This is a genomic window from Vibrio algarum, from assembly GCF_028204155.1.
GTDB classification, from domain to species: domain Bacteria; phylum Pseudomonadota; class Gammaproteobacteria; order Enterobacterales; family Vibrionaceae; genus Vibrio; species Vibrio algarum.
The window spans coordinates 1,048,172-1,074,510 of sequence record NZ_JAQLOI010000003.1 but is presented as its reverse complement, the minus strand read 5'-3'; the positions used below and the strand labels follow the sequence as shown (position 1 = coordinate 1,074,510).

At 41.6% G+C, this 26,339-nt stretch carries 23 protein-coding genes and 1 pseudogene; 14 read left to right on the top strand and 10 right to left on the bottom strand.

The annotated features are described in order from the left end of the window. The first annotated feature begins 412 nt into the window (after window positions 1-412). Both PGX00_RS20265 and PGX00_RS20260 read left to right on the top strand, forming a co-directional pair. Window positions 413-1,252, top strand: a complete 840-nt coding sequence (locus tag PGX00_RS20265) for an AraC family transcriptional regulator (protein ID WP_272139973.1) — start codon at window positions 413-415, stop codon at window positions 1,250-1,252. 47 nt (window positions 1,253-1,299) lie between these two features. Beyond that, on the top strand, window positions 1,300-1,935 hold the full coding sequence (locus PGX00_RS20260) for a LysE family translocator (protein ID WP_272139971.1): 636 nt from the start codon (window positions 1,300-1,302) through the stop codon (window positions 1,933-1,935). Between the two features lie 91 nt (window positions 1,936-2,026). Here PGX00_RS20260 and PGX00_RS20255 read toward each other — a convergent pair whose 3' ends face one another. Next, window positions 2,027-2,746 carry a helix-turn-helix transcriptional regulator gene (locus PGX00_RS20255; protein ID WP_272139969.1) on the bottom strand — a complete coding sequence of 240 codons (720 nt, stop codon included), beginning with the start codon at window positions 2,744-2,746 and terminating at the stop codon, window positions 2,027-2,029. 183 nt (window positions 2,747-2,929) lie between these two features. On the opposite strand from PGX00_RS20255, the gene PGX00_RS20250 reads away from it, so the two are divergent. The 6 genes from PGX00_RS20250 (at window position 2,930) to PGX00_RS20225 (ending at window position 8,673) form a co-directional block, all read left to right on the top strand. Then, complete coding sequence (locus tag PGX00_RS20250) at window positions 2,930-3,895, top strand: alpha/beta fold hydrolase (RefSeq protein ID WP_272139967.1); 966 nt, start codon at window positions 2,930-2,932, stop codon at window positions 3,893-3,895. A gap of 307 nt (window positions 3,896-4,202) precedes the next feature. Further along, on the top strand, window positions 4,203-4,481 hold the full coding sequence (locus PGX00_RS20245) for a YdeI/OmpD-associated family protein (protein WP_272139965.1): 279 nt from the start codon (window positions 4,203-4,205) through the stop codon (window positions 4,479-4,481). Between the two features lie 296 nt (window positions 4,482-4,777). Next, window positions 4,778-6,760 (top strand): methyl-accepting chemotaxis protein, encoded by a 1,983-nt coding sequence (locus tag PGX00_RS20240; protein ID WP_272139963.1) that lies wholly within the window; start codon window positions 4,778-4,780, stop codon window positions 6,758-6,760. A gap of 202 nt (window positions 6,761-6,962) precedes the next feature. Then, on the top strand, window positions 6,963-7,751 hold the full coding sequence (locus tag PGX00_RS20235) for an MATE family efflux transporter (protein WP_272139961.1): 789 nt from the start codon (window positions 6,963-6,965) through the stop codon (window positions 7,749-7,751). Beyond that, the gene (locus PGX00_RS20230; RefSeq protein WP_272139959.1) at window positions 7,751-8,326 is read left to right on the top strand and encodes an MATE family efflux transporter; all 576 of its coding nucleotides are present in this window, start codon (window positions 7,751-7,753) and stop codon (window positions 8,324-8,326) included. Before PGX00_RS20235 ends, PGX00_RS20230 begins: the two co-directional genes overlap by 1 nt. Window positions 8,327-8,406: 80 nt before the next feature. Beyond that, window positions 8,407-8,673 (top strand): DUF5062 family protein, encoded by a 267-nt coding sequence (locus PGX00_RS20225; protein ID WP_272139957.1) that lies wholly within the window; start codon window positions 8,407-8,409, stop codon window positions 8,671-8,673. Between the two features lie 66 nt (window positions 8,674-8,739). On the opposite strand, the gene PGX00_RS20220 is transcribed toward PGX00_RS20225, so the two are convergent. Together PGX00_RS20220 and PGX00_RS20215 are read right to left on the bottom strand one after the other, a co-directional pair. Beyond that, window positions 8,740-8,931, bottom strand: a complete 192-nt coding sequence (locus tag PGX00_RS20220) for a YwbE family protein (protein ID WP_272139955.1) — start codon at window positions 8,929-8,931, stop codon at window positions 8,740-8,742. A gap of 165 nt (window positions 8,932-9,096) precedes the next feature. Then, complete coding sequence (locus tag PGX00_RS20215; protein WP_272139953.1) at window positions 9,097-9,996, bottom strand: DnaJ C-terminal domain-containing protein; 900 nt, start codon at window positions 9,994-9,996, stop codon at window positions 9,097-9,099. A gap of 151 nt (window positions 9,997-10,147) precedes the next feature. Between PGX00_RS20215 and PGX00_RS20210 the strand changes: the two genes are divergently transcribed. Next, window positions 10,148-10,762: a 3'-5' exonuclease gene (locus tag PGX00_RS20210; RefSeq protein ID WP_272139951.1), complete on the top strand. Its 615-nt coding sequence runs from the start codon at window positions 10,148-10,150 to the stop codon at window positions 10,760-10,762. A 35-nt stretch (window positions 10,763-10,797) separates the two neighbouring features. Here the strand turns inward: PGX00_RS20210 and PGX00_RS20205 are convergent, their stop codons facing one another. The 7 genes and pseudogenes from PGX00_RS20205 to PGX00_RS20175 all read right to left on the bottom strand — a co-directional run bounded on the left by PGX00_RS20205 (window position 10,798) and on the right by PGX00_RS20175 (window position 18,789). Beyond that, on the bottom strand, window positions 10,798-12,402 hold the full coding sequence (locus PGX00_RS20205; protein WP_272139949.1) for an ABC-F family ATPase: 1,605 nt from the start codon (window positions 12,400-12,402) through the stop codon (window positions 10,798-10,800). A gap of 194 nt (window positions 12,403-12,596) precedes the next feature. Then, on the bottom strand, window positions 12,597-13,112 hold the full coding sequence (locus tag PGX00_RS20200) for an RNA methyltransferase (protein ID WP_272139947.1): 516 nt from the start codon (window positions 13,110-13,112) through the stop codon (window positions 12,597-12,599). A 94-nt stretch (window positions 13,113-13,206) separates the two neighbouring features. Next, complete coding sequence (locus tag PGX00_RS20195) at window positions 13,207-13,974, bottom strand: GNAT family N-acetyltransferase (protein ID WP_272139945.1); 768 nt, start codon at window positions 13,972-13,974, stop codon at window positions 13,207-13,209. A gap of 18 nt (window positions 13,975-13,992) precedes the next feature. Beyond that, window positions 13,993-14,837, bottom strand: a pseudogene (locus PGX00_RS20190) (patatin-like phospholipase family protein). A 694-nt stretch (window positions 14,838-15,531) separates the two neighbouring features. Then, window positions 15,532-16,731: a mannonate dehydratase gene (uxuA, locus tag PGX00_RS20185; protein ID WP_272139943.1), complete on the bottom strand. Its 1,200-nt coding sequence runs from the start codon at window positions 16,729-16,731 to the stop codon at window positions 15,532-15,534. Between the two features lie 83 nt (window positions 16,732-16,814). After that, complete coding sequence (locus tag PGX00_RS20180) at window positions 16,815-17,585, bottom strand: FCD domain-containing protein (protein WP_272139941.1); 771 nt, start codon at window positions 17,583-17,585, stop codon at window positions 16,815-16,817. Window positions 17,586-17,802: 217 nt separating this feature from the next. Beyond that, complete coding sequence (locus tag PGX00_RS20175; RefSeq protein ID WP_272139939.1) at window positions 17,803-18,789, bottom strand: TRAP transporter substrate-binding protein; 987 nt, start codon at window positions 18,787-18,789, stop codon at window positions 17,803-17,805. Between the two features lie 365 nt (window positions 18,790-19,154). Here PGX00_RS20175 and PGX00_RS20170 point away from each other — a divergent pair, with 365 nt between their 5' ends. The 5 genes from PGX00_RS20170 to uxaC are packed head-to-tail and all read left to right on the top strand — an operon-like array spanning window position 19,155 to window position 26,335. Next, on the top strand, window positions 19,155-19,652 hold the full coding sequence (locus PGX00_RS20170) for a TRAP transporter small permease (protein WP_272139937.1): 498 nt from the start codon (window positions 19,155-19,157) through the stop codon (window positions 19,650-19,652). 25 nt (window positions 19,653-19,677) lie between these two features. Continuing rightward, window positions 19,678-20,979, top strand: a complete 1,302-nt coding sequence (locus PGX00_RS20165) for a TRAP transporter large permease (RefSeq protein ID WP_272139935.1) — start codon at window positions 19,678-19,680, stop codon at window positions 20,977-20,979. 57 nt (window positions 20,980-21,036) lie between these two features. Next, window positions 21,037-23,433: a glycoside hydrolase family 31 protein gene (locus PGX00_RS20160; RefSeq protein ID WP_272139933.1), complete on the top strand. Its 2,397-nt coding sequence runs from the start codon at window positions 21,037-21,039 to the stop codon at window positions 23,431-23,433. A gap of 13 nt (window positions 23,434-23,446) precedes the next feature. Then, the gene (locus tag PGX00_RS20155) at window positions 23,447-24,913 is read left to right on the top strand and encodes a mannitol dehydrogenase family protein (protein ID WP_272139930.1); all 1,467 of its coding nucleotides are present in this window, start codon (window positions 23,447-23,449) and stop codon (window positions 24,911-24,913) included. 9 nt (window positions 24,914-24,922) lie between these two features. After that, window positions 24,923-26,335, top strand: a complete 1,413-nt coding sequence (gene uxaC, locus PGX00_RS20150) for a glucuronate isomerase (protein ID WP_272139928.1) — start codon at window positions 24,923-24,925, stop codon at window positions 26,333-26,335. Window positions 26,336-26,339 lie beyond the last annotated feature (4 nt).

The following is a 26,339-nucleotide window of genomic DNA, read 5'->3' as shown; positions in this document are numbered from 1 at the left end:
TTAGGCGAAAAAAATTGGGGAGTTATAAACAACTTAAGTGGGTTCATAATATAGGTGCTCATTACTTATTAAGCTTATACTCTCAAATAATCAATCAGCTAACAACTATTGATAGCGCATATACACCTAGTGACCCCTGAACGATTTAAATGTATTGACGTGTTACTAGCCATTCAAGATCATCGCTTAGTCGTGTCATCTTACTAAAACTTTACATGATTACCTAAGACGTGTGCTCTGGTTAATTCTTTTCAAAAAAAGGCTGAATAGCCCTTTCTATTGTTTCGCAGTTAATGATGATTAGATGTCATGGTGTGAATATGTGTAATCTACATCTACGACAGCATCAAGCATTGCGCAAAACTTTTCTGTGAAATACGATAGTTGAATAGTTAAATCGGAGTTAAGAACTGTGGCAAAGACTGTACGTGACATTAATCAGCGTTTTTGGGCTCATCAGACTATCCCACACCTGACAATACGTACTACAGGTGACAGCACGCACAGCTACAAAGCACATAGCCATTCTGAACTGTCTATTGGCATTATTGAATCGGGATCGACACGCCTGTCGATGCCACAAGGAGAGATTGTCCTCAATAGAGGAGATATCATTCTCATTGAACCTAATATGGTGCACGCGTGTAATCCGATTGGTGACAGACCTCGCAGTTATCATATGCTTTACATCGATAAGGAATGGTGTTGTAAAGTGTTATCAAAGTTATATGGGTATGAAGTTAATCAGTTTAGTTGCGACCAAAACCGGCTTTCTCAAATAGAAAGTACCATTAATTTACCTGCCTTAATCTCCTTACTGCTAAACCAAGAACCTCAAAAGGTTTCTTCAGAACTAGATAATGGTTTATTCAATATATTAAGTCGATTCTGCTCACCGAAGTACAATCGAAATAATGATAATAAACTAGCCTACAAAGTGAAAAACCGCCTATTACAAGACATAACATGTACTCCATCACTTGATGCTATTTCTCTAGAGTTAGGTCGCCCCAAAGAGACATTAATTCGCAATTTCAAAAGTCATTTTGGTATAACACCAAAGTCATTTTTGAATAACCATCGTATTGAAAAATCTAAATTTTTATTAAGATGTGGCATGAGCATCGTTAATGTCGCCACTGAAGTTGGCTTCTCGGATCAAAGTCAATTTCATCGGGTTTTTGTTAACTATACGGCTTCTACGCCAAGGCAATATCAACAGTTAACGTCAATTTTCGACAATAATTCCTAAATAGAAATATCTATAGTTAGTTAATATTTTTACTATGGATACCGTTTATGTCTTTTTCAACCTTTTTTCCTGTGGCTTTTCCAGCATTAGCCTTGGCTCATTTCGTTGCATTATTAAGCCCAGGACAGGACTTTTTCTTAATCGTCGCTCATTCGATCCGACATAGGTTGAAAGGAAGTCGCTTTATTTGCCTTGGGGTGGCATTAGGAAATGCTGTCTATATCGGGGTGGCAATACTTGGTTGGGCGAGTATCCATGATAACCAAGTGGTTTTCTCAATTGTGGAGGTATTGGGAGCCATTTACCTATTGTGGTTAGGCATAGGACTACTAAAAAGCAAAAAAAATGACTTATTACTAGATACAGAACAACCCAAAGCACCTTCCGCACTGAGCCAACTGATACTGGGTTTAAACTCAGCGCTGCTCAACCCTAAGAATGCCCTGTTCTATATGAGCTTAATGACGGTCGTTTTAGGAAATGACGTAACGCTAATACAGCAATTGTCTTGTGGGATATGGATGTTCCTTGCTGTCCTAGTTTGGGACTTACTGGTTGCTATTACAATCGGTCAACCTCGAGTACAGAAATACTTAAAAGGCGGTATACACGTTGTCGAAAGAAGTGCAGGAGTAATCTTAATCTTTTTCTCTATTGCACTATTCACTGATTATCTAGCTTAAAAAAAGCCTACAGCAAGTGATAGAGAAACAATCATAATGCATTTCTCTATTTGGTCTACCTAAACAGATAAAGGAGTGCAGTGTGTACAAGTCAACGAGCGAGGTTACGAATTGGAGATACATAATCTTCGAACGGCACATGTCTACGCAAAAATGTTGTCCCTTCAACAAATTCAGGCTTACTGATCCGATCCATTCGAAAATGACGAAAATCTTGGCGAGACGGATCCCAGGCCACTAAATACCATAGTGGTGGCAAGATCAGCATGGCTTGGGGCTCAACATATCGATGGGTGACAACCCCTTTCACATCGCGGTATTCAAAGCGCAAATGGAGCCGTTGCAAAAAAGCCGTCTCGAAAGCAGTCAGCAACTCAGGATCCACCTCGCCCATGCTTGTTGTGTCAACTTGCGGTGCAAGTTTCCCGACATATAAACAATCCAATAGACGGCGTAAGTCGCGTAGCTTATCTGCTGGTAATGCTTTTTCTATTTTGGAAAGCCCAGCATCTGCCAAGCCCAAAAAAGGGATGCCTCCCGTCGCATACATCGATGCCACGCTGATAAGAAGCGCAAAGACCTCGGTAACCGAGAGGCGTATCGTGGTTTGAATAGAGCGAGAATCAAGTTGCAAACCTCCTCCACGCCCTGGTTCCGAATGAATAACATAGCCCTCATCACGCAGGGCGCTAATATCTCGTAACACGGTGCGCCTAGACGTACCAACCTCCTCTGCCAGGTTGGCGATCGTCGACGTGCCGTTGCGGCGAAGACTGCGCACGATGGCGTCTTGTCGTAGGCGAACATTCATTTGGTAAGGCCTCCATTCAATGGTGACAATATTTGTCACCATTAGCTTATATACTTTGTCTGTCAACGCCAGCAAAAGATTACGAAGATATACGTACAGCTGAAAATTTCCGATTTGTGAATTGAGTAGCCCCTAAGAAAAAGGCTTTGTATGTACACCCAAAATAGATATAGGAAAACAACAATGTTTGATCCAACCGAATTTCCCAAACCCACACTTATTTCAGTCAACGGTGTGACATTAGAAGTCTTCGAAGCGGGTACAGAAAATGTAGGTAAGCCCATTGTGCTCTGTCATGGATGGCCAGAACATGCCTTTTCTTGGCGTTACCAGATCCCCGCCCTAGAAAAAGCTGGTTACCATGTCATCGTCCCTAACCAACGGGGTTATGGCAACTCTTCTCGCCCGACAGAAATAACTGAATATGACATTGAACATTTGTCGGGTGATCTGATTGCACTTCTGGATCACTACGGATACGAAGATGCCACTTTTGTTGGCCATGATTGGGGGGCAATGGTTGTTTGGGGCCTAACCTTATTGCATCCAAACCGTGTCAACAAAGTGATCAATCTTAGCCTTCCCTACCAAGAAAGAGGGGAAACACCTTGGATAGAATTAATGGAACAAATACTTGGCAGTAACAACTATTTTGTCCATTTTAATCGACGACCAGGTGTTGCTGATGCCATATTAGAAGAGAACACGTTCCAATTCTTGCGTAACCTGTACAGGAAAAATGAGCCACTAAGAGAACCAGAATCAGGCATGGCGATGATCAATCTAGCCAAAGCTAAAAAACCACTCGGTGAAGCAGTGATGAGCAACAACGAATTGGCTGTTTTCGTATCAGCATTCGAATTAACAGGATTTACTGGCAGTATAAACTGGTATAGAAACCTTGACCGAAACTGGCACTTATTGGCGAGAGTGAACCCAATAATCCACCAACCAACGTTGATGCTTTATGGCGACAGGGATGTGATCCCAAAATCTGAAAAACTACCCGAGTTCGTGCCTAATGTGGAGGTGATCAATTTAGATTGTGGTCATTGGATCCAACAAGAAAAACCGGAAGAAACAAACCAGACAATTTTAAAATGGTTGGAACAACAGACAACGCTCGAAGATACAGAAATTATTTACTAATTGGGATAGGCGAAAAGATGGCAGATCTTATTTTTTTAAGAACCAAGAAGAATTTAACCAGTGGTTAGCAGCGCATCATGCTGATGCTAGTGAACTTTGGGTCGGTTATTACAAAAAAAGTACCGCGCGTGCAAGCCTTACATGGTCAAGTTCAGTTGATGCAGCCCTATGTTATGGGTGGATTGACGGTATACGAAAAACGATTGATAAAGAAAGCTATAAGATTCGCTTTACACCGCGCAAAATAAATAGTGTATGGAGCGCAGTAAACGTACAGAAGGTAAAAAACCTAATACAACTTGATAAGATGAAACCAGAAGGAATAGACATTTTTAACCGCAGAATCGATACACAAGGTTATTCCTCCGAGCAAAGAAATATACAACTAGCAGAAGAGTATGAAGAACAGATCAAAGCAAATGAACCAGCTTGGCGATTCTTCACTCAATTAGCACCATCGTATAAAAGAGATTCTATCTGGTGGGTAATGAGCGCGAAGAAGAAAGAAACACAAATAAAAAGATTGTGTGTGTTAATTGCATCTTCTGAATCGGGTCTAAAAATACCCAGCTTGCGAAAGAAGTAAAGAAAGTATTCCTTCTGATAAAAACTTGTCAAACAAGCTTAATAGTGCATAGTTGAGCTCTTAAAGTAACAACTAATTTTTCTATTTGGGCCTTTAAATCAGCCCAAACTGAAAAAGTAGAGTTAGCTTCAATACAAAATTTTAATTTTACTTCTACACTATTTACAATTGTAGCGAGTTCAACTTTTGAGCGTTTCAGTATGAAAAAGCCTCTAACTGTATTAATTCTTAAAAAATTCAATCGATTAAGTGGCCCTGCTATTAACTATCTCCACTAAGAATAAAAGAGAGCGAACATGAATTTACCTTTTAAGACGATAAGACAAAAATATAGTTTTTTATTGATAGTGTTCGTCGCTGTTATTAGCGTTTTGACTATCCTAGGTGTAAAACAATGGGTACAACCTAACTTAAGAGCCGAAGAAGAAAAGAACTTATCTTTCGCAGTAAAGGATATAGCAACAGAAATCAAACTTACTTTGGCAGCAGTTAAAGCTCAGCAACGTGCAACTACCCAACTGGTGCCAAATCTCCAAAGTGACCAAATCGATGAAGTTCTTCCTCATATCGTCGATCAATACGGAAACCAATTGGTCTTCGGTGGTGGTATTTGGCCACTTCCAAACATGCGAGAAAAAGGGGTTGATAGAGCAAGTACTTTCTACCATCGAGATGGTTCTGGAAAATTGATAGAAAACACCTACTGGAATAGTGATGAAGCACCCTCATACTATACGCAAGCGTGGCACATGGCCGGTCAACAGGCACCAAAGGGAGAGTGTGTTTGGGCGAACGCGTATAAAGACGGAGCAAGCACACAACCAAGAACCAACTGCGCGATGGCTATATATCAGAATTCAAAGCTCTATGGTGTATCAACGGTAGATGTGACCTTAGGCTTCTTTAATACCTTAGTTTCGAACAAAGAACGCGAACTCAACGCCGAAATATTAATCGTTGAATCAGACGGAAAGATATTAAGTAAAAACAAGGTGCTGACTGGTGATGATGTCATTCTTAGTCAATTAAACGGGCAGAACTATTCAATGGCAACTGAACTCGACAAAGCACTAAAAAATAAAGAGTTTAGACGGGAGTACACCCAAAATGGCGAGGACCATACATTACTAATACAAGATATTGAAGGCACCCCTTGGCTCGTTGCAGTTTCGCAACCAACTCGCCTTTTAACCATACATACGCAAGAAACAATGAATATTTTAGCCAAGATACAGCTGCCTATGATTTTCCTTTTGCTGGCTGCATTATTAATCGCTTTTACTAACTTAGGGAATCGCTTTAAAGGCTTAAAAGAAAATGTTGATACTTTATCGGCTGGGGACGCAGACTTAAGCATGAGGTTGCCTATAAATGGTGAAGACGAGCTAGATGCTGTATCTGAGTCCATGAATAATTTCATCGTTTATCTTCAACAACTTATACAAAAAGTGTCAGATGCAAATCAAAAGTGTAGTGAGCAAATTGTATCTATGTCGACAGTCACAAAGCAGTCGTTAGTTATTTTGGAAAACCACGTTAAAGAAACAGATATGGTTGCGGCAGCGGTCAATGAATTGAGTTCTTCATCTCTAGAAGTCGCTGGACACACAAGCCAAAGTACAGAAATTACCAGCCAAGCTCAAGAGCAAGCCTTAGAAGCCAACAGATCGGCAAATGAAGCAACAGAAGGCGTCGGGAACCTAATGAGTAACGTGGAATTAACCGCAAAAAATGTTGCGATGATGCAAGAAAATGCGGCCTCTATTGAATCCGTACTTCAAGTTATTGGCGGTATTGCAGAACAAACAAATCTACTCGCGCTAAATGCAGCCATTGAAGCGGCAAGAGCAGGAGAACAAGGCCGAGGATTCGCTGTCGTAGCTGATGAAGTACGTAATTTAGCGGCAAAAACACAGCAAAGCACATCTGAAGTAGCCGACATGCTAGATACTTTAAAAATGGGCGTTGAAACAACGGTTTCCTCAATGAACAATACTAAAGAGCAATGTGTTAAAACTTCCGAATTAACGCATAAAGTAACCGACGGTATTGCAACCATGCAAGAGTCAGTCATTAATGTAGACGATGTAAGTGTGCAAATTGCAACCGCAGCAAGAGAACAAAGTGAAGTGGCAGATGGCATTAACCAAAGTATGGAATCTATTCGTGTCATGCTTCAACAACTTCATTCACAAGGACAAACTTCAGAACAACATGCTCACGCACTTGAATCCGCAAACACTGAACTACAAACCCTTGTAGGGCAATTTAAGCTATAACAACATAACAAAAATCGTCACTTTAGGTTCCTCACTTGATTTCATACTTAAATCGAGAGAGGAACTTTCATACATTCGCAAAACACAGCTCATAAATGGACTGGATAACTCGATTCTTCAACTCACTAATGGGCGTCCGTTGGTGTTCCCTATCAATACCTGTTACCTTAAGCTCCGCTTTTATTCTCTAATAGAGTTCTTGATGGACGCCACACTCGCTCAAAAAAACAGTGCCTTAGAAGGGCCGATTATAACCACATTTTTAAGGTATCTATTACCTTCTATTGTTGGCATGCTTGCGATGAGTTCAGCCTCTATTGTCGACGGAATCTTTATTGGAAATTTTGTTGGTGTCCCTGCCTTGGCAGCGGTCAATCTGATCATCCCAATATTATCTGTGCTGTTTGGCGTTGGCTTAATGCTATCTATTGGCGGCTCGGTAAGAGCCGGCAAATATCTGGGAGAAAAAAACAACACCGCCGCTTCAGCAATATTTAGTAAAACGCTGATCGCTGTTATTTTCTATGCCATTACCATCATCACAATGGGTTTGATTTTTGAGCCCTTCTTATTTCAATTACTTGGTGCAGGGGAAGAGCTTTCCCCATTAATGAGCGAATATTATCGTGTCATTATGCCTTTTCTGTTGGCACAACTGGTCACAATCGTGCTGTACTTTTTCGTTAGGTTAGACGGATTCCCTTCACTCGCGGCTACGGCTCTGGTGATAGGTTCGGTGCTTAATGTTGTTCTCGATTATTTTTTTATTGCGGTCTTTGGTTGGGGGCTTAATGGCGCAGCGTGGGCCACAGGTCTGTCACAATTATTGCCGATGCTAACGCTGTTATTGTATTTTTTAGCCGTAAGCGAAAACTGCATTTTTCACCGAACCAAAAAAACTGGTCTGAAATTTATCAAGCCGCATACAATGGTTTATCTGAGTTTATCAATGAAATTTCTGGCGGAATTATCGCTTTTATTTTCAATTTGATGCTTATTTCTCGCGCTGGTGTTGAAGGTGTTGCCGCCATCACCGTATTAAACTATCTGTTGATGATTGGCTTTATGGTTTATTTTTCCATTGCCGACACCGCGCAAGTAATGTTGAGCCAGAATTTCGGGGCGCAGAATGAACAACGGCTCAAACAGTTCTTAAAAATCACTTTTGTTATGACTAGCATCGTCAGTTTAATCACTATTTTGGTTCTGCTAATTTTTAACGAGTCACTCATCTACTTGTTCTTAGACGATCAAGGTACAGATACCACAGTATCAATGGCGGTTGAATTCGTCTATTACGTCTGGCCTCTATTTATATTCGCTGGTGCCAACATGACGATATCTGGCTACCTTACGGCTATTCATTTACCGTTCCAATCCGGTATCGTCTCTTTATGCCGTAGCCTTATATTTCCTGCTTCTTTGTTAATTCTGCTGTTTATGTTATTTGACGACAACCGCTTCGTCATTGCTCTCCCTATTGGTGAATGCATGACCTTCGCAATCGCCCTAGCCTATTTTATTCGCCATAAACCGGAACGAGCGATTGCGGAAGAAAATGTTTGAATTGCGATTTTCGCTTAGTCTAAAAGCGAGTCGTTTGATATATACTTACAACATAATTGAATATGAACCATGGGTTACCTATGTCGAAAACCGCTAAGATCAACAACGAAGACAAGCTGTTCAAGAAAGCATTAGAAGTTGGTAGTCAGATTGCAAAAATGCAGGGATACAAGCTTTTTGACAAAAATACATCGCAACCCAATAAGGTAATGGCTGTTTACCTGTTCTTAGTCGAAGTGCGTCAGATCACGCCCTTACCCGCCGATAAAACCGACGGCAAAAATATTAAAAAACGATTAGCACTATGGATTCATAGCGCATTGCCTGACGATGACCCTTTAAAGTAGTCTTTAATATTAAGCCCCACGAAAAACGAGGGGCAGATCGATTGCTCGCGAGCGAGCAAGAGTCAACTAAACGATGACTTTAACTCGGCCTACATCGCCACTTTCTAAACGCACTTTAATACCATGAGGGTGGTTGGGTGACTTAGTCAAAAGATCTTTCACAATTCCAACGGTAAGAGTACCGCTACGCTGATCTTTCTTAAGTACAATTTTTACTTCTAGTCCGGGATGAATATCCGCTCGTGTCGTTCCACTCATTATTTCTGCCTTCAATTTCAATGTATCGTATGTAACCTAAGCTAAAATACGTGCTGTTGAACCAGTGAGCTGACATCCTTGGTGCTGATACCATTTTCAATGGCCAGCAAGGTCTTGTCATTACTATGGCCACTACAATAAGTGACCATTTTCTAAACCCAGTAATTACACTAACGTCGCTTTAAACTGCTCCATTAGTTCAGTTTGCTCACGAGTTAGATTGGTTGGCGTTACCACTTTAATTTTAACTAAAAGATCGCCAGTTTCACCCTTGCGGCTCGTTACGCCTTTGCCTGTCACCTTAAACTTTCTACCATTTTGAGTACCCGCAGGAATTTTAAGTTTAAATCGATTCTCTAACGCCTGAACTTCCAACTCACCACCTAATGTGGCTGTTGTGATATTCACTTCTGAATGGCAAATTAGGTCATTTCCATCGCGCTCCAAATACGCATGAGGGCGAATCAGTATCTTGATAAACATGTTGCCTGCAGGTCCACCGTTTAATCCCGGAGCGCCTTTGCCTGAAAACCGGATCTTTTCTTCTTCTTTAATCCCTTTCGGGATTTTGATATTAATTTTTTTCTGCTCACCGTTAACAGGTAGCTCTACCACTTTTTCAGCACCTTGAATGGCGTCGACAAAATCGACAGTGACGGAATATTCAACATCCTGACCTTTTTGAGCACGTGGTTGACGGTTTCTTGCTTGAGAGAAGACATCATCAAAACCACCCGCACCTCCAAAGCCTTGTCTACGCTGGCCAAAAGCATCACCAAAGATATCTTCAAAGCCACCAAACCCTTGAGAACGCCCCTGACCGCCACCAAAGCCACTGTTTTCAAAACCAGCGTGACCAAATTGATCATACTTGCGGCGCTTGCTTGTATCTGTCAGCGTTTCGTATGCTTCTTTAACTTCTTTAAAGCTGCCTTCTGCTGTGGCGTCTCCGGGGTTTTTATCCGGATGATATTTCATTGCGAGCTTTTTATACGCCTTCTTAATGTCTTTTTCAGAGGCGTCTTTAGAGACACCGAGCACGCTGTAATAATCGCGTTTAGACATGTTTTACCTCGATAATAAAAATATTTGGTCGTCTGGGCCTTTCAGCCTAAAATTCAGAAAGTAGAAGTGTATGGCTTGGGCGCTACTCTGTCTATTTTAATATGTTAACCTATGGCCCTATTTTTAAAATTGGCACGTTTTCAGGAATCTCATGACCAACTCCTCCGCTAAATCCGTCATCGTACTCGACTTCGAAACCACCGGTTTGTCTCCGAATATGGGAGACAGGGCAATCGAAATTGGGGCGGTAAAACTCGTCGATGGGGTAGTCAAAGATACCTTTCAACAGCTTATGAATCCGGGTTTTAGAGTCAGTGGGTTTATAGCGAACTACACAGGAATTTCTAACGCTATGCTAAGCAACGCACCTTCTTGCGATGAAGTGATGACTGAATTTTCTGAATTTATTGGTGATCATCACTTAGTTGCCCATAACGCATCGTTCGACAAGCGTTTTCTTGATGCCGAATTTGAGCGGATTGGCGCAAGCTATGCCGGTCAATTTGCCTGCTCTATGTTAATCGCGAGAAGACTAATACAAGATTCTCCTACTCACAAATTAGGCGATCTCATTAGGCACAAGCAGATTGAACACGATGGTGTCTTTCACCGCGCCTTAGCCGATTCAGAGATGACGGCTAAATTATGGATGGTGATGGTAGAAGAACTGGAAGCGCAAAATATCGTAAACCCAAGCTTTGCTCTCATGCAAAAAATCAGCAAAACCAGTAAAAATGCTATACCGGCTTTGCTAAATAACCTCTAACCAAATAGACCAAGGTTCTTGTCTGGATTGATAAGTTATGCGCCAGTTAATGTTTTCACTTGATGGGCAAGGTATTCATTATAAGTACCTTGAAACTGTACTAGCTTTTTGTCTTTTACATCAATGATTGACGTGGCAAGAGACGACACAAACTCGCGGTCATGGCTGACAAAAATTAACGTACCCTGATAAACTTTAAGTGCGTTGTTCAATGCTTCGATCGCTTCCATATCCATGTGGTTTGTTGGCTCATCCATCACAAGAACATTGATGTCTTGCATCATCAACTTACCAAACAACAGGCGATTTTTTTCGCCACCAGAGCAATTTTTTGCTTTTTTATTCGCATCGTCAGCGGTAAAGAGTAAGCGACCTAAAATGCCACGAACCATTAAATCATCGTGTTTTACGGTTCGCCACTGAGATATCCAATCAAAGATACTTAAATCGTTATCAAAGTCAGCAGTGCTATCTTGTGGACAATACCCAATAGACGCATTTTCTGACCATTTTACGATACCTTCCGATTGCTCCAGCTCGTTCACTAGACAACGTAAAAAAGTAGTTTTACCCACGCCATTCTCACCGATAACGGCTAAACGGGTACCCGCTTCTAAAAGTAAATTACCTTTTTCGAACAGCAATTCATCTTCAAATGAATGGCCAAGATCTTTTAACTCTAGCGCCAATCTATGCAGTTTCTTGCCTTCACCAAAATTAATCGATGGGCTGATACGGGTAGTCGATTTAACCTCGTCGAGCTTAATTTTGTCCATTTTCTTGGCGCGAGAACTTGCTTGTTTAGCTTTAGATGCGTTTGCGCCAAATCGATTGACGAAATCTTGTAGTTCGCTTATTTCAGCGGCTTTTTTAGCGTTACTAGAGAGTAACTGTTCGCGTATGAGGCCTGATGCTTCAAGGAAATACTCGTAGTTACCCGGATAAATACGCAGTTCACCGTAATCGATATCGGCCATGTGTGTGCATACAGAGTTTAGAAAGTGACGATCGTGCGAAATAATGATCATCGTACACTTACGTTGATTCAGTTCTTCCGCGAGCCAGTTAATCGTATGAATATCCAGGTTGTTGGTTGGTTCATCTAATAACAAAATATCTGGATTAGCGAAGAGTGCTTGAGCAAGTAACACTCGCAATTTCCAACCCGGAGCAACTTGTTGCATTAGGCCAAAATGAAGCTCTTCTTCAATACCGGCTTGTAATAAAATATCGCCTGCACGGCTCTCGGCTGTGTAGCCGTCCATCTCTGCAAATTCACTTTCAAGATCCGCTACTTTCATTCCGTCTGCTTCACTCATCTCTGGTAGTGAATAAATCCGGTCACGTTCTTGTTTAATTTCCCATAGCTTACGATCACCCATGATTACCACATCGATAACGTTGTGCTGCTCAAAAGCGAACTGATCCTGACTCAATACGCCTAGCTTTAACCCTGGAGTAATAGACACGTTGCCAGAACTTGGCGCCAACTCGCCACTAAGAATTTTCATGAAAGTTGATTTACCACATCCATTGGCACCGATTAAGCCGTAACGATTACCGTTCCCGAACTTAGCAGAAATGTTTTCAAATAAAGGCTCAGCGCCAAATTGCATGGTGATGTTTGCAGTAGATATCAAAGAAATATTCCTAGGTATTAGGACTGGCGAATCGCTTAATGAAAGACGCCAAATCAACAGAAATGAAAGTAAGAAACAATAGGCGGCGAATTATACAGACTTATTGAACAATTAATAGATGTGAGACCTAAGTCACAGAAGGTAGCTCTGTAATGGTAAACCAGATCAACCAATTATCTTTTGTTCAATAATGGTTAACTCTTGCTTTTTACACGAAGCCTATTGTTATTATCACGACTGCTGCGGATAAGTTCATCCCCCAGCGCTATATTTTCAGTTTTTGCTAAACGGTCATATAAAAGTACATTCACTGTTGCAGCGAGATTCATACAACCAACCGTGGGGACGTACACAACATGGTCCGCTTTATTGGCGATTTTTTGATTGATAGAACCGTCTTCTGGACCAAATATATAAATCGCTTTCTTAGGATGCTGAAATTGCGGCAACGGCGTGGCTCCCTCGGCAAGTTCAACACAAACAATCTTTGTATCAGACGGTAGATCATCAAGTAATGAATCTACACCGGTCAATGGGATAGTATGCCTTGCAGACTTAGTATCCGTTGCTAATTTGACCGCACGCTCATAGCGTTGCCCCGTATATTTCACACCATCGGCTTGATAGCATCCAGCCGCGCGCATTACGCTACCAACGTTTTCAGGGCTTTTAGGGTTAATTAATCCAATGATTGTATGGGTGTCTTTCATATCGCGTGTCTTTACCTAACTTTGTTTATCAAGGTATTGCCTAATAATAAAGTGGGGCATTCTAACTCAGTTTTGCCTTTAACGCTTTTAGATTCTATTTTACTAGGTACTCGTACGGGGTAGTGGTTGTTATAAACCTAAAGCCATACTTTTCAACGATTGGCCTGCTCATATCAGACGCATCGATGGTCAAATATTTTACTCCGCGTTTTTTGGCATCATTAATTCGTTTATGAAGCAATGCACTGTAATGACCTCGACCTCTGAAATCTTCCAATGTTGAACCACCCCAAATACCGGCAAAGGGGCTATTAGATGTGTATTCAATTCTGGCCGACGAAACCGCTAAACCGTTCTCGTAAATAACATAGAGTGACGTATTCTCTGGTGCGTTTTGCTTACTGGCGATCAAGTGTGCTTCTTGACCACTATGGTCGCCACCCCATACTTTTTCAGCTACTGAAATATAGTCTCTTATGCCTGCTGGATCAGTCACCTCAACGCATGCGTTTGACTCTGGTAAATAGCCTTCAATCTCGCTCAAATCCATCAGCATGAAAGATTCAGCTTCACCTTCTTCAAAACCATGCTGAATAAGATATTGTTTTATTTCTTTTGGTTTATCAGTGTCATAAACTTTCCATTCGAAATTCTTACCACACGATTTGAAAAACTCGATCTCTTTTTCTATCGCCTTTTCAAGTTGATCGGGTCTAAGTTGGTAGTAAGAAACAAAACTACCCCACTCTTGCTGTGCAACAAAACGGATAACATTTCCCAGATTCATTTTTGAATAACCAGGAACTTCTATGCCGACCCTCTCGTGCTTTGCATATTCATCCATCACGCTATTAATTTTCATACTCTTCCTTGTTAATCTTTATTCTTGCCAACGTAATAGCGCTACTTTTCCAATCTCTATACCTAGTTCATAACCTTTTATTAACGGCTCGGGATCCCGAGTTAATCGTTTAAGTTTAAATGATTCAGGTGGGCATATTTCTATGATCTCGACACCCAATGGCGGATTTCGGATCAACTCAAGCGTTTTATTATACTGGTGTGATCGATTTAACATTGGTCCAATTAACGCGGGGGATTTTCTTAACGCATGCTTAAGTAGAAGAGAAGCCTTCGAAGCTGATTTTTTATAGGAATAGGGGCGGCTACGTAGCACCATAATTTTTTTGCGCCACGGCGAATCGCCTCTGCAACCGGGATAGAATCGGACGCACCACCATCAACATAACATTGCCCGTTTATGACTATATCGGGTTTATACATAATAGGGAGCGCACTGCTCGCCTTCATTGTCTCGACCAGTGTTGACGACCGCGCCAGATGATATTCTGATTTGCCCGTCCCCTTATTGGTCAGTCCCAAATAAAATGGCCGTCCATCTTTTTCAATCATATCTAGGTCGATACCCAGATCCTGCATGGTGATCTTCCATAGCCAATCTATGTCTAAAAGATCGCCTCCACGAATAAATTTTTCTGGTGTGAAGAACTCTTTTCGACAGCTGTAATCTGAATAGATTTTCAGATTTCTACCCGGCATTTTAGCCAAATAGGCTGCAACATTTGATGCACCAGCAGACACGCCCCAAAAGCTATCGAATGGAGAAAAGTCGACCGACAAAAAATGGTCTAAAACACCGCAAGAGAACACACCTCTCATTGCACCACCTTCTACAACTAGCGCATTAGTACCGACCGTGTCCATTCGTTAATCCTTTAATTATGTTTTACTAAATATATATCAAAACTCTAATTAATTGTCAGCACCTTCATTAATAAAACCAATAAGTTATGTAAATGTTCGCCCTGTTTTTCTTCGATTTAATAAAAAAAATGATAGTGCTAGTTTGACAATACTCATATTAGCACTACAATTTAGTTGTGTGTCACAGCTGTTGAAACTAACAGTTAATCTAGAAAAGCTCCAAACAGTAATACAATTGGTAAATAGAAAAGCAACATCAACGCTGCTGAAACTAGCAGTAACAAGTAAAGCTCCAAAAGGTTACACTTGGTAAATTAGAAATATGTAACACGCATGCTAAATTAGCATTTTTTAACTTAGTACAATCGTAAATTAACTTAGTAACATTGTAATTTAACTTAGTAATATCGTAATTTTAACTTAGTAACATAGTAAATTAGTTTAGTAACACCGTAAATTAAGTATATTTCGTGAAAAGTAACATCGTAAATTAAGTATGTTTTGTGAAAAGTAACAGAAACACTGTAACACGTACAAAGTAATAGAAATTGTTAAGAACCAATCTATAAATGCTACAAATGACACACGCTTACTACCAAATAGGTAATGAGTTTTGAGTAATAGGTAGTAATTGTTAAAAAAAACAGCAACCCTCGGGTTGCTGTTTTTCTTTGTATGTATTGAATAAAATTAATTATTTTTTAGCATTGGGTTTATCAAAGAATGAGCGCTGCAAAGCCACTTCAAGCCCTCTGATTTCAGCCAGTCCTTTCAAACGACCAATACATGAATAACCCGGATTGGTTTTTTTATTGAGATCATCAATCATCTGGTGGCCATGGTCTGGACGCATTGGAATTAAGCGTGTCTCACCCTGTTGCTTACGGCGGTTTTCTTCTTCTAAGAGTGCCATGACAACATTGTACATATCAACGTCACCAGATAAATGAGCAGCTTCATGGAAGCTCATTTGGTTCTCTTCACGCTGGGTAGAACGTAGGTGCGTAAAATAAATCCTATCGCCATACTGCTTAATCATATTAACCAGATCATTGTCACCACGAACACCATAAGACCCTGTACACATTGTAATGCCATTCATTTGGCTCGGTACTTCTTTTGTTAACCAACCAATATCATCAATGGTAGAGACAATACGGGGTAAACCGAGAATAGGACGCGGAGGATCATCGGGATGCACCGCAAGCTTAAGACCATATTGGTCACAAACTGGCATCAGTTCCTTAAGAAACAGCGCCATATGCTCACGCAGATTATCTTTGCTGATACCTTTATAAGTGTCTAGTCGTGCTTGAAATTCATCAAGCGTATAACCTTCTTCTGCACCAGGTAAACCTGCAATGATATTCGCCGTCAGCTTATCGACATCTGCTTGACTCATATTATCGAAATAAGCTTGAGCTTCTGCTTGATCTTGCTCTGAATAATCGGCAGGTGCGCCGGGACGCTTTAAGATATGCAGTTCAAATGCTGCAAAGGCTATCTGGTCAAAACGCAGTGCTCTTGAGCCATCTGGCAATTCAAACTCTAAGTCCGTTCGAGTCCAATCCAATACGGGCATGAAATTATAACAGACAGTATCGATACCACATTTCGCTAAGTTTTCTAAAGAGATACGATAATTTTCTATCCACTTAGCGTAGTCACCTGTGCGAGTTTTTATCTCCTCGTGTACAGGAACACTCTCAACAACAGACCAAGTTAGACTGTTATTTTCTAGTAGCGTTTTACGCTTTTGTATCTCTTCAATACTCCAAACTTCCCCATTGGGAATATGGTGCAGCGCTGTTACTACGCCTGTTGCACCTGCTTGGCGGATATCATTTAACGATACGGGATCATTTGGACCGTACCAACGCCATGTCTGTTCCATAACCTTCACCTTTCAAAAATTCTGAGCTTTAATACCAAACAAAGTTCGTGAGAAACACGATTGTTTACTAGCGTTTTATTGTTCTAATTTGTTACTGGATAAGAGTTAAACAAAAAACCATCAAATTTCGGATCATCAACATCCGACAAGTCAAATAGAGTCTGTTTTACATTTTCTAAATGAAGCCACATAGCCTCTCGCGCAGCGGTCGGATCTTTACGTACCAATGCTCTATAAATCTTTTCATGGTCAGCTAACCACCGTCTGCGATAATCTTGATTTGAAATCCTTTCATGCAATTGACGCCACATAGAGCTTTTTTCACGACGAACCCAAAGCTCTTTAACCATGTCGCAAAGCACACTATTCTGAGTCGCTTCTGCAATCACAATATGAAACATCTCATCGCCGTCATAATCGAGGCAATTGTCATCTAAGTGCTTACGCTCCATATCTAGAGCTTCTCTCAACTTAGAGATGTCACTTTTGGTTACTTGAGCAGCTGCAAATTCCGCTATTCGACTTTCTAAAAATTGTCGCGCTTGCAACATCTCAAACGGACCCACGTCATCATCATCTTCTGCGTCAATTTCGAGCTTCTGCTGCTCTTTCATCAACTTTTGAGCATCATCAGGAGTATTAATAACGAAAACACCGGAGCCCTTGCGTACTTTCACAATATTTTGTAGTTCTAACATTATGAGTGATTCACGGATCACGGAACGACTGACTTCCATTTGCTCGGCAATCTCTCTTTCCGGTGGGAGTTTTTCCCCAACCTTAAAGTCGCCTGCGGCAATTTTATCTTTTAGTTTTTGACCTATCTGCTGGTATAGGCGCTTAGTATTTGTCATGTCTACATCAAACCTATTGTTCTAATTTCACTCAGAGAATTTTGGCCTGACATCATATCAGCAATTATCGAATCCTCAATAAATTGGTATGTCAGGTACTACTTTTGAATCAAAAAACCTATATGTTTTTCTGCATACATAAGAATGAAGAAATAGATACAGCCTCTTATACTCGTTTGTTTTAAAATTAGGGGCCTGTTAAAGCCCCTATCTAATATTACTTCGCTAGAGCATCTATGCCTTTCACGTACTCTGCAATTGCAGGGTTTTTAAGTGCTTCGTCATGCATTGGTTTAACAGCATCGATAAACGGTTGTTTTTCAACTTGAACAACTTTTACATTCATTGATTCTTTCGCTTTTTCTACAGCAGCATCGGTCATCTCTTTCCACAGTACTTTGTGGTAAGCCATAGAGTCATCAGCCGCTTTCTTAACTGCTTCTTGCTCTTCTTTTGTTAGCTTGTCCCACGCTTTAGAAGAGATTAATAACACATCAGGGATCATCGTGTGTTCGTCTAAGCTGTATACTTTTGCCACTTCACCGTGACGTGAGTTCGTTAATGCTGTTGGGTTGTTTTCAGCACCATCTACAACGCCTTGTTGCAATGCAGTATAAAGTTCACCATAAGCTAAAGGTGTAGGCGAACCACCCATTAACTTAATCATGTTTACTGCTGTCGGACTTGGTTGAACACGGATTTTTAGACCCGCTAAATCTGCTGGGCTATTGATTTCTTTGTTTGCGTAGAAGCTGCGTGAGCCACCATCATAATAAGTCAGACCAATAAAGCCTTTATCATAAGAAGTACTTAGAATTTTCTGACCTACTTCACCTTCCATTGCACGATAGTAATGGTCACGGTCACGGAAAATGTAAGGGATATTGAATGCGCCGTAAGCAGGTTCAAATGATTCCATTTCACTTGCGTTCGACTTCACCATGTCTAATGCACCATTTTGCATAAGCTCCATAGATTCACGTTGAGTACCCAACTGACCATTAGGATAGATACGAATTTTAACTTCGCCATCTGTCAATTTTTTCACTTCATCAGCCATAAACTGCATTGATTTATGAACAGGGTGGGTTCTGTCCTGGTTATGGCTTAGCTTAAATGTAGTTGCTGCATAAGTTGGTAGAGAGGCAGTTGCTGCAACCGCACAAGCGATAAGTGTTGCAACAGCAGTTTTATTCCCAAACATAGTATTCTCCATTCTCATTTATATGAGTATTGAACCGGGGTTAAGTATGATTAATTCCGTTACTTTTTATAGTCGACTTTTTGTACGTCCACGTTATTGCCCCGACAATTTGGACCAACATCTTTTGCAATACAATTTAAAATAACCCACAACTTGACCTACCTCACAAACAATTTAACTCAAATTGGCCGGACCAATTATATGTGATCTAGCTCTCTTGGTCCAAACAGTTATGAGAATATAATCCGGAAAATATTTTGTCCGTTGTGGAAAATAGCTAGTCAACTAGGTTCATACCTAAATACATTGGCCGTGTTCATTACGGTAAAAATACAATCACTCAAAATATTAATTTGGAAGAGACAATGAAAAAGCTAATTTCAGTGATGGATAAATCTCTGTCTATGTTCTGTATCTCACTCAGCAGCTTCTTAGTGTTGTGTGTTGTGTGGCAGGTATTCTCTCGATATGTGCTTAACGCTCCGAGTACAATGACAGATGAAGTTGCTCGTTTCCTATTTATTTGGGTCGGATTGATGGGCGCGGCTTATACACTAGGAAAAAAACGCCACCTCGCTATCGACCTACTCTCTATGAAACTGGAACACAACCCGTCAAAGCAAGCTCGTCTTCACTTAGTTATCAATATCATCAGCATTATTTTTGCTGGCGTTATCATGGTATATGGCGGAGGTTCGCTTATGCTGAAAACCCTCTCGACTGGTCAAGTTTCTCCCGCTTTAGGCATTGAAATGGGCCTAATCTACGCTGCAATACCTATTTCCGGTTTCTTTATGATGATCTATCTATTAGAAGATTTTATGAAGAACCTGTCCCTTATCAATAAGCCTGTCAACGGCTAACTCAACTTATATCAGGAGAAGCCTAATGGAATGGCAGGTTATTATTGTATTGTTTGGTAGTTTTTTTGTATTTCTCGGGATTGGCGTGCCAATCTCATTCGCGATTGGTGTTGCTTCACTACTTACGATTTTATTGCAGCTACCCTTTGATGCCGCGATTGCGGTTATTTCTCAGAAAATGGCCTCTGGCCTCGACAGTTTCGCACTACTCGCAATCCCGTTTTTTATCTTAGCGGGTAATATTATGAACCAAGGCGGCATCGCAATCCGGCTAATCGAATTCGCCAAGGTGCTAGGTGGCAGGTTACCGGGCTCACTTGCTCACGTAAACGTGATAGCCAATATGATGTTTGGTGCAATTTCAGGGTCAGCGGTGGCCTCTGCCGCAGCGGTGGGTGGCACCATGTCTCCATTGCAGAAGAAAGAAGGCTACGATCCAGCGTACTCGGCTGCTGTCAACATTACATCTTGCCCTACGGGTCTACTGATTCCACCGAGTAACACCTTCATTGTTTATTCCCTTATTTCTGGCGGTACCTCTATCGGGGCACTATTCCTTGCGGGATATATTCCTGGGATGATTATGGGACTGAGCCTTATGATGGTTGCTGGTTTCATCGCTAAAAAGCGGGGATACCCGGTTTCAGCCAAACCATCCACTTCTGAAGTCGTTAAAAAAACACTAGACGCACTGCCAAGCCTTGGCCTAATTATTGTGATTATGGGCGGTATTATTGGCGGTATCTTCACCGCGACAGAAGCATCAGCAATAGCGGTGGTGTATACCTTGATTCTTGCTTTTGTCTTCTACCGCGAAGTTTCTATCAAACAGCTTCCTAATATTATTCTGGAATCGGTAGTAACAACCTCTATCGTGTTGTTATTGATAGGCGCTTCAATGGGTATGTCTTGGGCTATGGCAAACGCAGATATCCCTTACATGATAAGTGATGCTCTTTTAGCCGTATCTGAAAATCCAATTATTATCTTACTGATTATCAATATCACTCTATTGGTTATTGGTGTGTTTATGGATATGACCCCAGCCCTGCTTATCTTTACTCCTATCTTCCTTCCTATCGCGATGGACTTAGGTATGGATCCAGTGCATTTCGGTATCATGATGACATTTAACTTATGTATTGGTATCTGTACTCCTCCAGTAGGTAGCGCACTGTTTATTGGTTGTTCGGTTGCTAAGGTGAAAATCGACAAGGTCGTGAAACCCCTTCTTCCTTTCTACGCCGTGCTAATTATTGCTCTTATGCTTGTAACCTTCGTACCACAGCTTAGCTTGACGCTTCCTCAAGTTTTCCTAGGTTACTAATCTATATAAACGGGCAGGTTCCTCCTGCCCTATCCCAATTGTTTAAAGGAAATATAAATGAAAACAGTAAAACAGTGGCGCTTTTTACAGCAACAAAACAATCGCATCGATATCGAGTGCGACGGTCGTCACCAACTGCATATTTTCGTACTAGAACAAGACATCATTAGAGTGATGTTTAAAAACAAAGGTGAGCTGCGATTAGATAAAACTTGGTCGATTGCACCAGGTCAAAAAGATGTACCGTGGGAAGGCCGAGACAAGTTTTCAACCGAAGGCTTTACTTGTCCTAAGTATCATACTGAACAAGAAGAAAACCTATTTAGAATTGAAACTGAAGCGTTGCGACTTTCTATACACCAACCGCTATGGATGGAGTGGGAATACAAGAAAGATGGTCAATGGCTGCCATTAGCTACAGACCGTAAAACAGGTGCTTATCAGTTAGGTGTATCAGAAAATGGCGTAGCACATTTTATGAACCGTGACCTATCAGACCAATATTATGGGCTCGGTGAAAAAACAGGCGATCTAAATCGTTCTGGCAAACGCTTCGAAATGCGTAATCTCGATGCAATGGGTTATGATGCTAGCTCAACGGACCCCTTGTATAAGCACATTCCTTTCTACATTACGCGTGTTACGAATCAAGAAGAAGCAGTAAGCTTCGGTCTTTATTACGATAACTTAGCCAGTTGTTGGTTTGATCTTGGTAACGAACTAGATAACTACCACGTGAAATACCGTAGCTATCGCGCCGAAGATGGCGATTTAGACTTCTATTTCATGCTAGGTAAAACGGTCGCTAATGTTTCCAAGAAGTTTGTTCGATTAACCGGTGGCACGGCCTTTGGTCCTCGTTGGAGTTTAGGTTACAGCGGCTCAACCATGCAGTATACCGATGCGCCAAACGCTCAAGAGTTGCTTGAAGGATTTGTTGACAAATGTGAAACGCACGCCATCCCATGTGACTCATTCCAACTCTCTTCGGGCTATACATCTATTGGCAACACACGCTATGTATTTAACTGGAACTACGACAAGGTACCAAACCCGAAAGGGATGGCTGATGTATTCCATAATGCGGGTCTAAAATTAGCTGCCAATATCAAACCATGCCTATTGCATGACCACCCTAGGTTTTCTGAAGCTCAAGAGAAAGGGCTCTTTATCCTTGATTCAGAATACGATGAACCAGAAAAATCTGTTTTTTGGGATGCTGATGGTTCTCACTTAGATTTTACCAATCCTGATACGATTAAATGGTGGCAGGATAACGTCAAAGAGCAACTACTCGAGAAGGGCATTGATTCTACTTGGAATGATAACAACGAATACGAAATATGGGATAAAGGCGCGCGCTGTTTCGGCTTTGGAAACACAATTCCTGTTAACCTAATTCGACCTCTTCAACCGCTACTTATGATGCGTGCATCGTATGAGGCTCAGGTTGAATATGCTCCCGAAATTCGTCCTTATCTGATATCTCGCTCTGGCTGTCCGGGTATGAATCGCTATGTTCAAACTTGGAGTGGTGACAACCGTACCAATTGGACGAGCCTAAAATACAATATCCGTATGGGCTTAGGGATGAGCCTTTCTGGTTTATATAACCTAGGCCACGATGTTGGTGGCTTTTCTGGCGAAAGGCCTGACCCTGAATTGTTTGCACGTTGGGTGCAAAATGGTGTCATGCATCCTCGCTTCACTATCCATTCATGGAATGACGATGGCAGTGTTAACGAACCTTGGATGTATCCTGAAGTCACTCCAATTATTCGTGATGCGATGGCTATCCGCTACCGTATTATGCCGTACCTTTATAACTTGTTATGGCAAGCGCACAGTGAAGATGAGCCAATGATGCGCCCTACTTTCTTAGATCACGAAAACGATCCTCGAACGTTTGAAGAGTGCGACGATTACTTGTTAGGCAAAGACTTATTAGTCGCTTCCGTCGTAGAAGAAGGCCAAAGAGAAAGAGAAGTATATCTGCCAAACAACGGGCAAGGTTGGTACGACTTCTATACTGGTCAGTGGTTTAGTGGTGGACAGCGCATTGTTGTTCCTGCTCCTCTAGAAACACTGCCCTTATTAGTAAAAGCCGGCACAGTTTTACCAACTAGCGAGCGTATTGCACATAGCGATCATGCTAAAGACAGCATCAGAAACCTTGAAGTATTCCCTCTTAAAGGTTGTGCAGAAACCACACTAACGATCTTTGACGATGACGGTGAAAGCCACAACTACAAAGAAAATGGTTTCTTGAAACTGACCATTAACATGAAATGTAACCAAACAACAGTTGCGCTTGATATTCAATCGGAAGGTGACTTCAAACCCGCTTATCAAACCTTTGCGATTAAAGTGCCTGATAGTGAAAAACGCGAATTGATTATCAACGGAAAAACGTACAAAAACGGTGATTCACTGTTACTTGCAGACGTAAAATAAGGAAAGCGAAACGATGACAACTACTATTTCTAATACACCACTTAAAACAGGTGTCGTTAATCCTAGTTATGACCGAAGCCGTCTTAAAACCAAGATAGTCCATTTGGGCTTTGGTGCTTTCCACCGTGCCCACCAAGCTTTGTTTACTGACGAAATTGCTGGAAAGTCAGAGAGCGATTGGGGTTACTGCGAAGTCAATCTATTCGGCGGTGAAGAACTCATACAAAAACTTAGAGAACAAGATCATCTGTATACCGTCGCCGAAAAAGGGGCGAACAAAATTGATGTTAAAGTGATTGGCTCTGTGGTTGAATCTTTACATTCAACCTTTGATGGCACACAAGCCATCTTAGAGAAGATGGCCGAACCGCAAGTGGCTATTGTCTCAATGACCATTACTGAAAAAGGGTACTGTTCAGACCCCGCTACAGGCCAACTTGATAAAACCAACCCACTTATCGTGCATGATTTAGCAAACCCGACAGACCCAAAATCAGCTATTGGTTACATCGTACAAGCACTTAGGCTACGTAGAGACCGTGGTTTAACACCTTTTACTGTGATGTCTTGCGACAACGTTCAAGAAAATGGGCATGTGGCGCGCGCGGCGGTAATGGGTTATGTGCAACTATTGGATCAAGATTTGGCTCAGTGGATTGAATCTAACGTCACATTTCCATGCACCATGGTAGACAGAATAGTACCAGCAGCAACAGAAGATACCTTATCAGAGATCGCTGAGTTATTAGGTGTTACAGACCCTTGTGGAATCGCATGTGAACCTTTCCGCCAGTGGGTAATAGAAGACAACTTTGTTGCGGGCCGCCCTGACTGGACTCTTGCGGGCGCTGAGTTTGTAGAAGACGTTATTCCATTTGAAGAAATGAAACTACGTATGCTTAACGGTAGCCACTCTTTCTTGGCTTATCTTGGTTATTTAGGTGGTTATGATCATATTTCAGATACGATGACAGACCCAGCCTACAAAGAAGCCGCGCTTAACTTAATGCTTAAAGAACAAGCCCCAACACTAACCATGCCTGAGGGGAGCAATTTAAGAGCCTATGCTGAACTGCTTATTGACCGCTTTACTAACCCAAGTTTAAAACACCGTACCTGGCAAATAGCAATGGACGGCAGTCAAAAATTACCACCGCGTATGCTTAATTCCATCATGTCTCATTTGGAATCTGGTACCGAATATAAGTATCTAGCATTGGGCGTAGCCGGATGGATGAGATACGTGTCTGGTATAGATGAAAATGAGCAACCTATTGAGGTTCTCGATCCCTTGGCTAATGAACTTAAGTCCATTTGTGATAAACATGGACGCAATGTTTCTGTCGTACAGGCATTAATGTCCATTGACTCTATTTTTTCACCAGAGTTGGCTAACAACCATCTGTTTATTGAAGAAATAGAAAAGGCCTACAGCAACCTAATTACTCTTAGCGCGAAAGGCGCTGTAGCGGCTTTGTAAGGAAAAATAATGAAAGACTTTATGTGTGAAAATTTTCTGCTCACAACAGAAACAGCAAAACGTCTATATCATGAATATGCTAAAAATCAGCCGATATATGACTATCATTGCCACCTGAACCCGAAAGAAATAGCCCAAGATCGTCGCTTTGAGAATCTTGGACAGATCTGGCTTGAAGGCGATCATTACAAATGGCGAGGAATGAGAAGTGCTGGTGTTCCAGAACACCTAATCACCGGAAATAGTACCGATTTAGAAAAATACAAAGCTTGGGCGAAAACGGTACCTCAATGCCTAGGAAACCCACTTTATCACTGGACCCATTTGGAACTTCGTCGTCCATTCGGTATCAGTCGCAAACTGTTTGGTCCAGAAACCGCAGATCGTATTTGGACTCAATGTAACGAACAACTCGCCACTCCGGAGTTTAGTGCTCGCGGGATCATGAAGCAGATGAATGTACGTATGGCGGGCACAACTGACGACCCAATAGATTCATTGGAACATCATGCCACTATAGCCGCTGATGACAGCTTTGATATCGAGGTTTTACCAAGTTGGCGACCAGATAAAGCCTTTAAAATTGATCTCGAAGGTTTTGCTGCATACATGTTAGCCCTTGGAGAAGTAGCGGATACTGAAATCCGTTGTTTTGACGATCTGTTAACCGCGCTATCAATTCGATTAAAGCACTTCGACCAACACGGATGTCGTGCAGCTGATCACGGTATCGAAATCGTTCGTTATGCCAAAATCCCGAGTGAAACGGCATTAGATAACCTGATGACGCGTCGCCTAAAGGGTGAAGAGCTAAACGAGACTGAAGTTGCTCAATTTAGTACAGCGGTACAGGTTTGGCTTGGCAAGCAATACGCTAAACTTGGTTGGGTGATGCAGTTACATATCGGAGCACAGAGAAACAACAGCACACGCATGTTCAAGTTGCTCGGTCCAGATGCAGGCTTTGACTCTATTGGTGACCGTTCTTTTGCTTATGAGCTATCATCGATTCTTGATGAAATGGACAAAACCGATGAACTACCAAAAACCATCCTTTATTGTCTAAATCCAAGAGACAACGAAATGATGGCGACCATGATTGGGAACTTCCAAGGTGGTGGTATTGCAGGGAAGATCCAGTTCGGTTCAGGCTGGTGGTTCAACGATCAAAAAGATGGCATGCAACGTCAAATCGAACAACTGGCTCAACTCGGCTTACTAAGCCAGTTTGTTGGCATGTTAACCGATTCCCGCAGTTTCCTTTCTTACACGCGACACGAATATTTCCGTCGTATTTTATGTGAAATGATTGGCCGCTGGGTTGAAAATGGTGAAGTACCAAACGATGACTCATTGCTAAAACCTATGGTCGAAAATATCAGTTTTGGTAATGCGGCGAATTTCTTCAAGGCGGCGAAATAGCGCT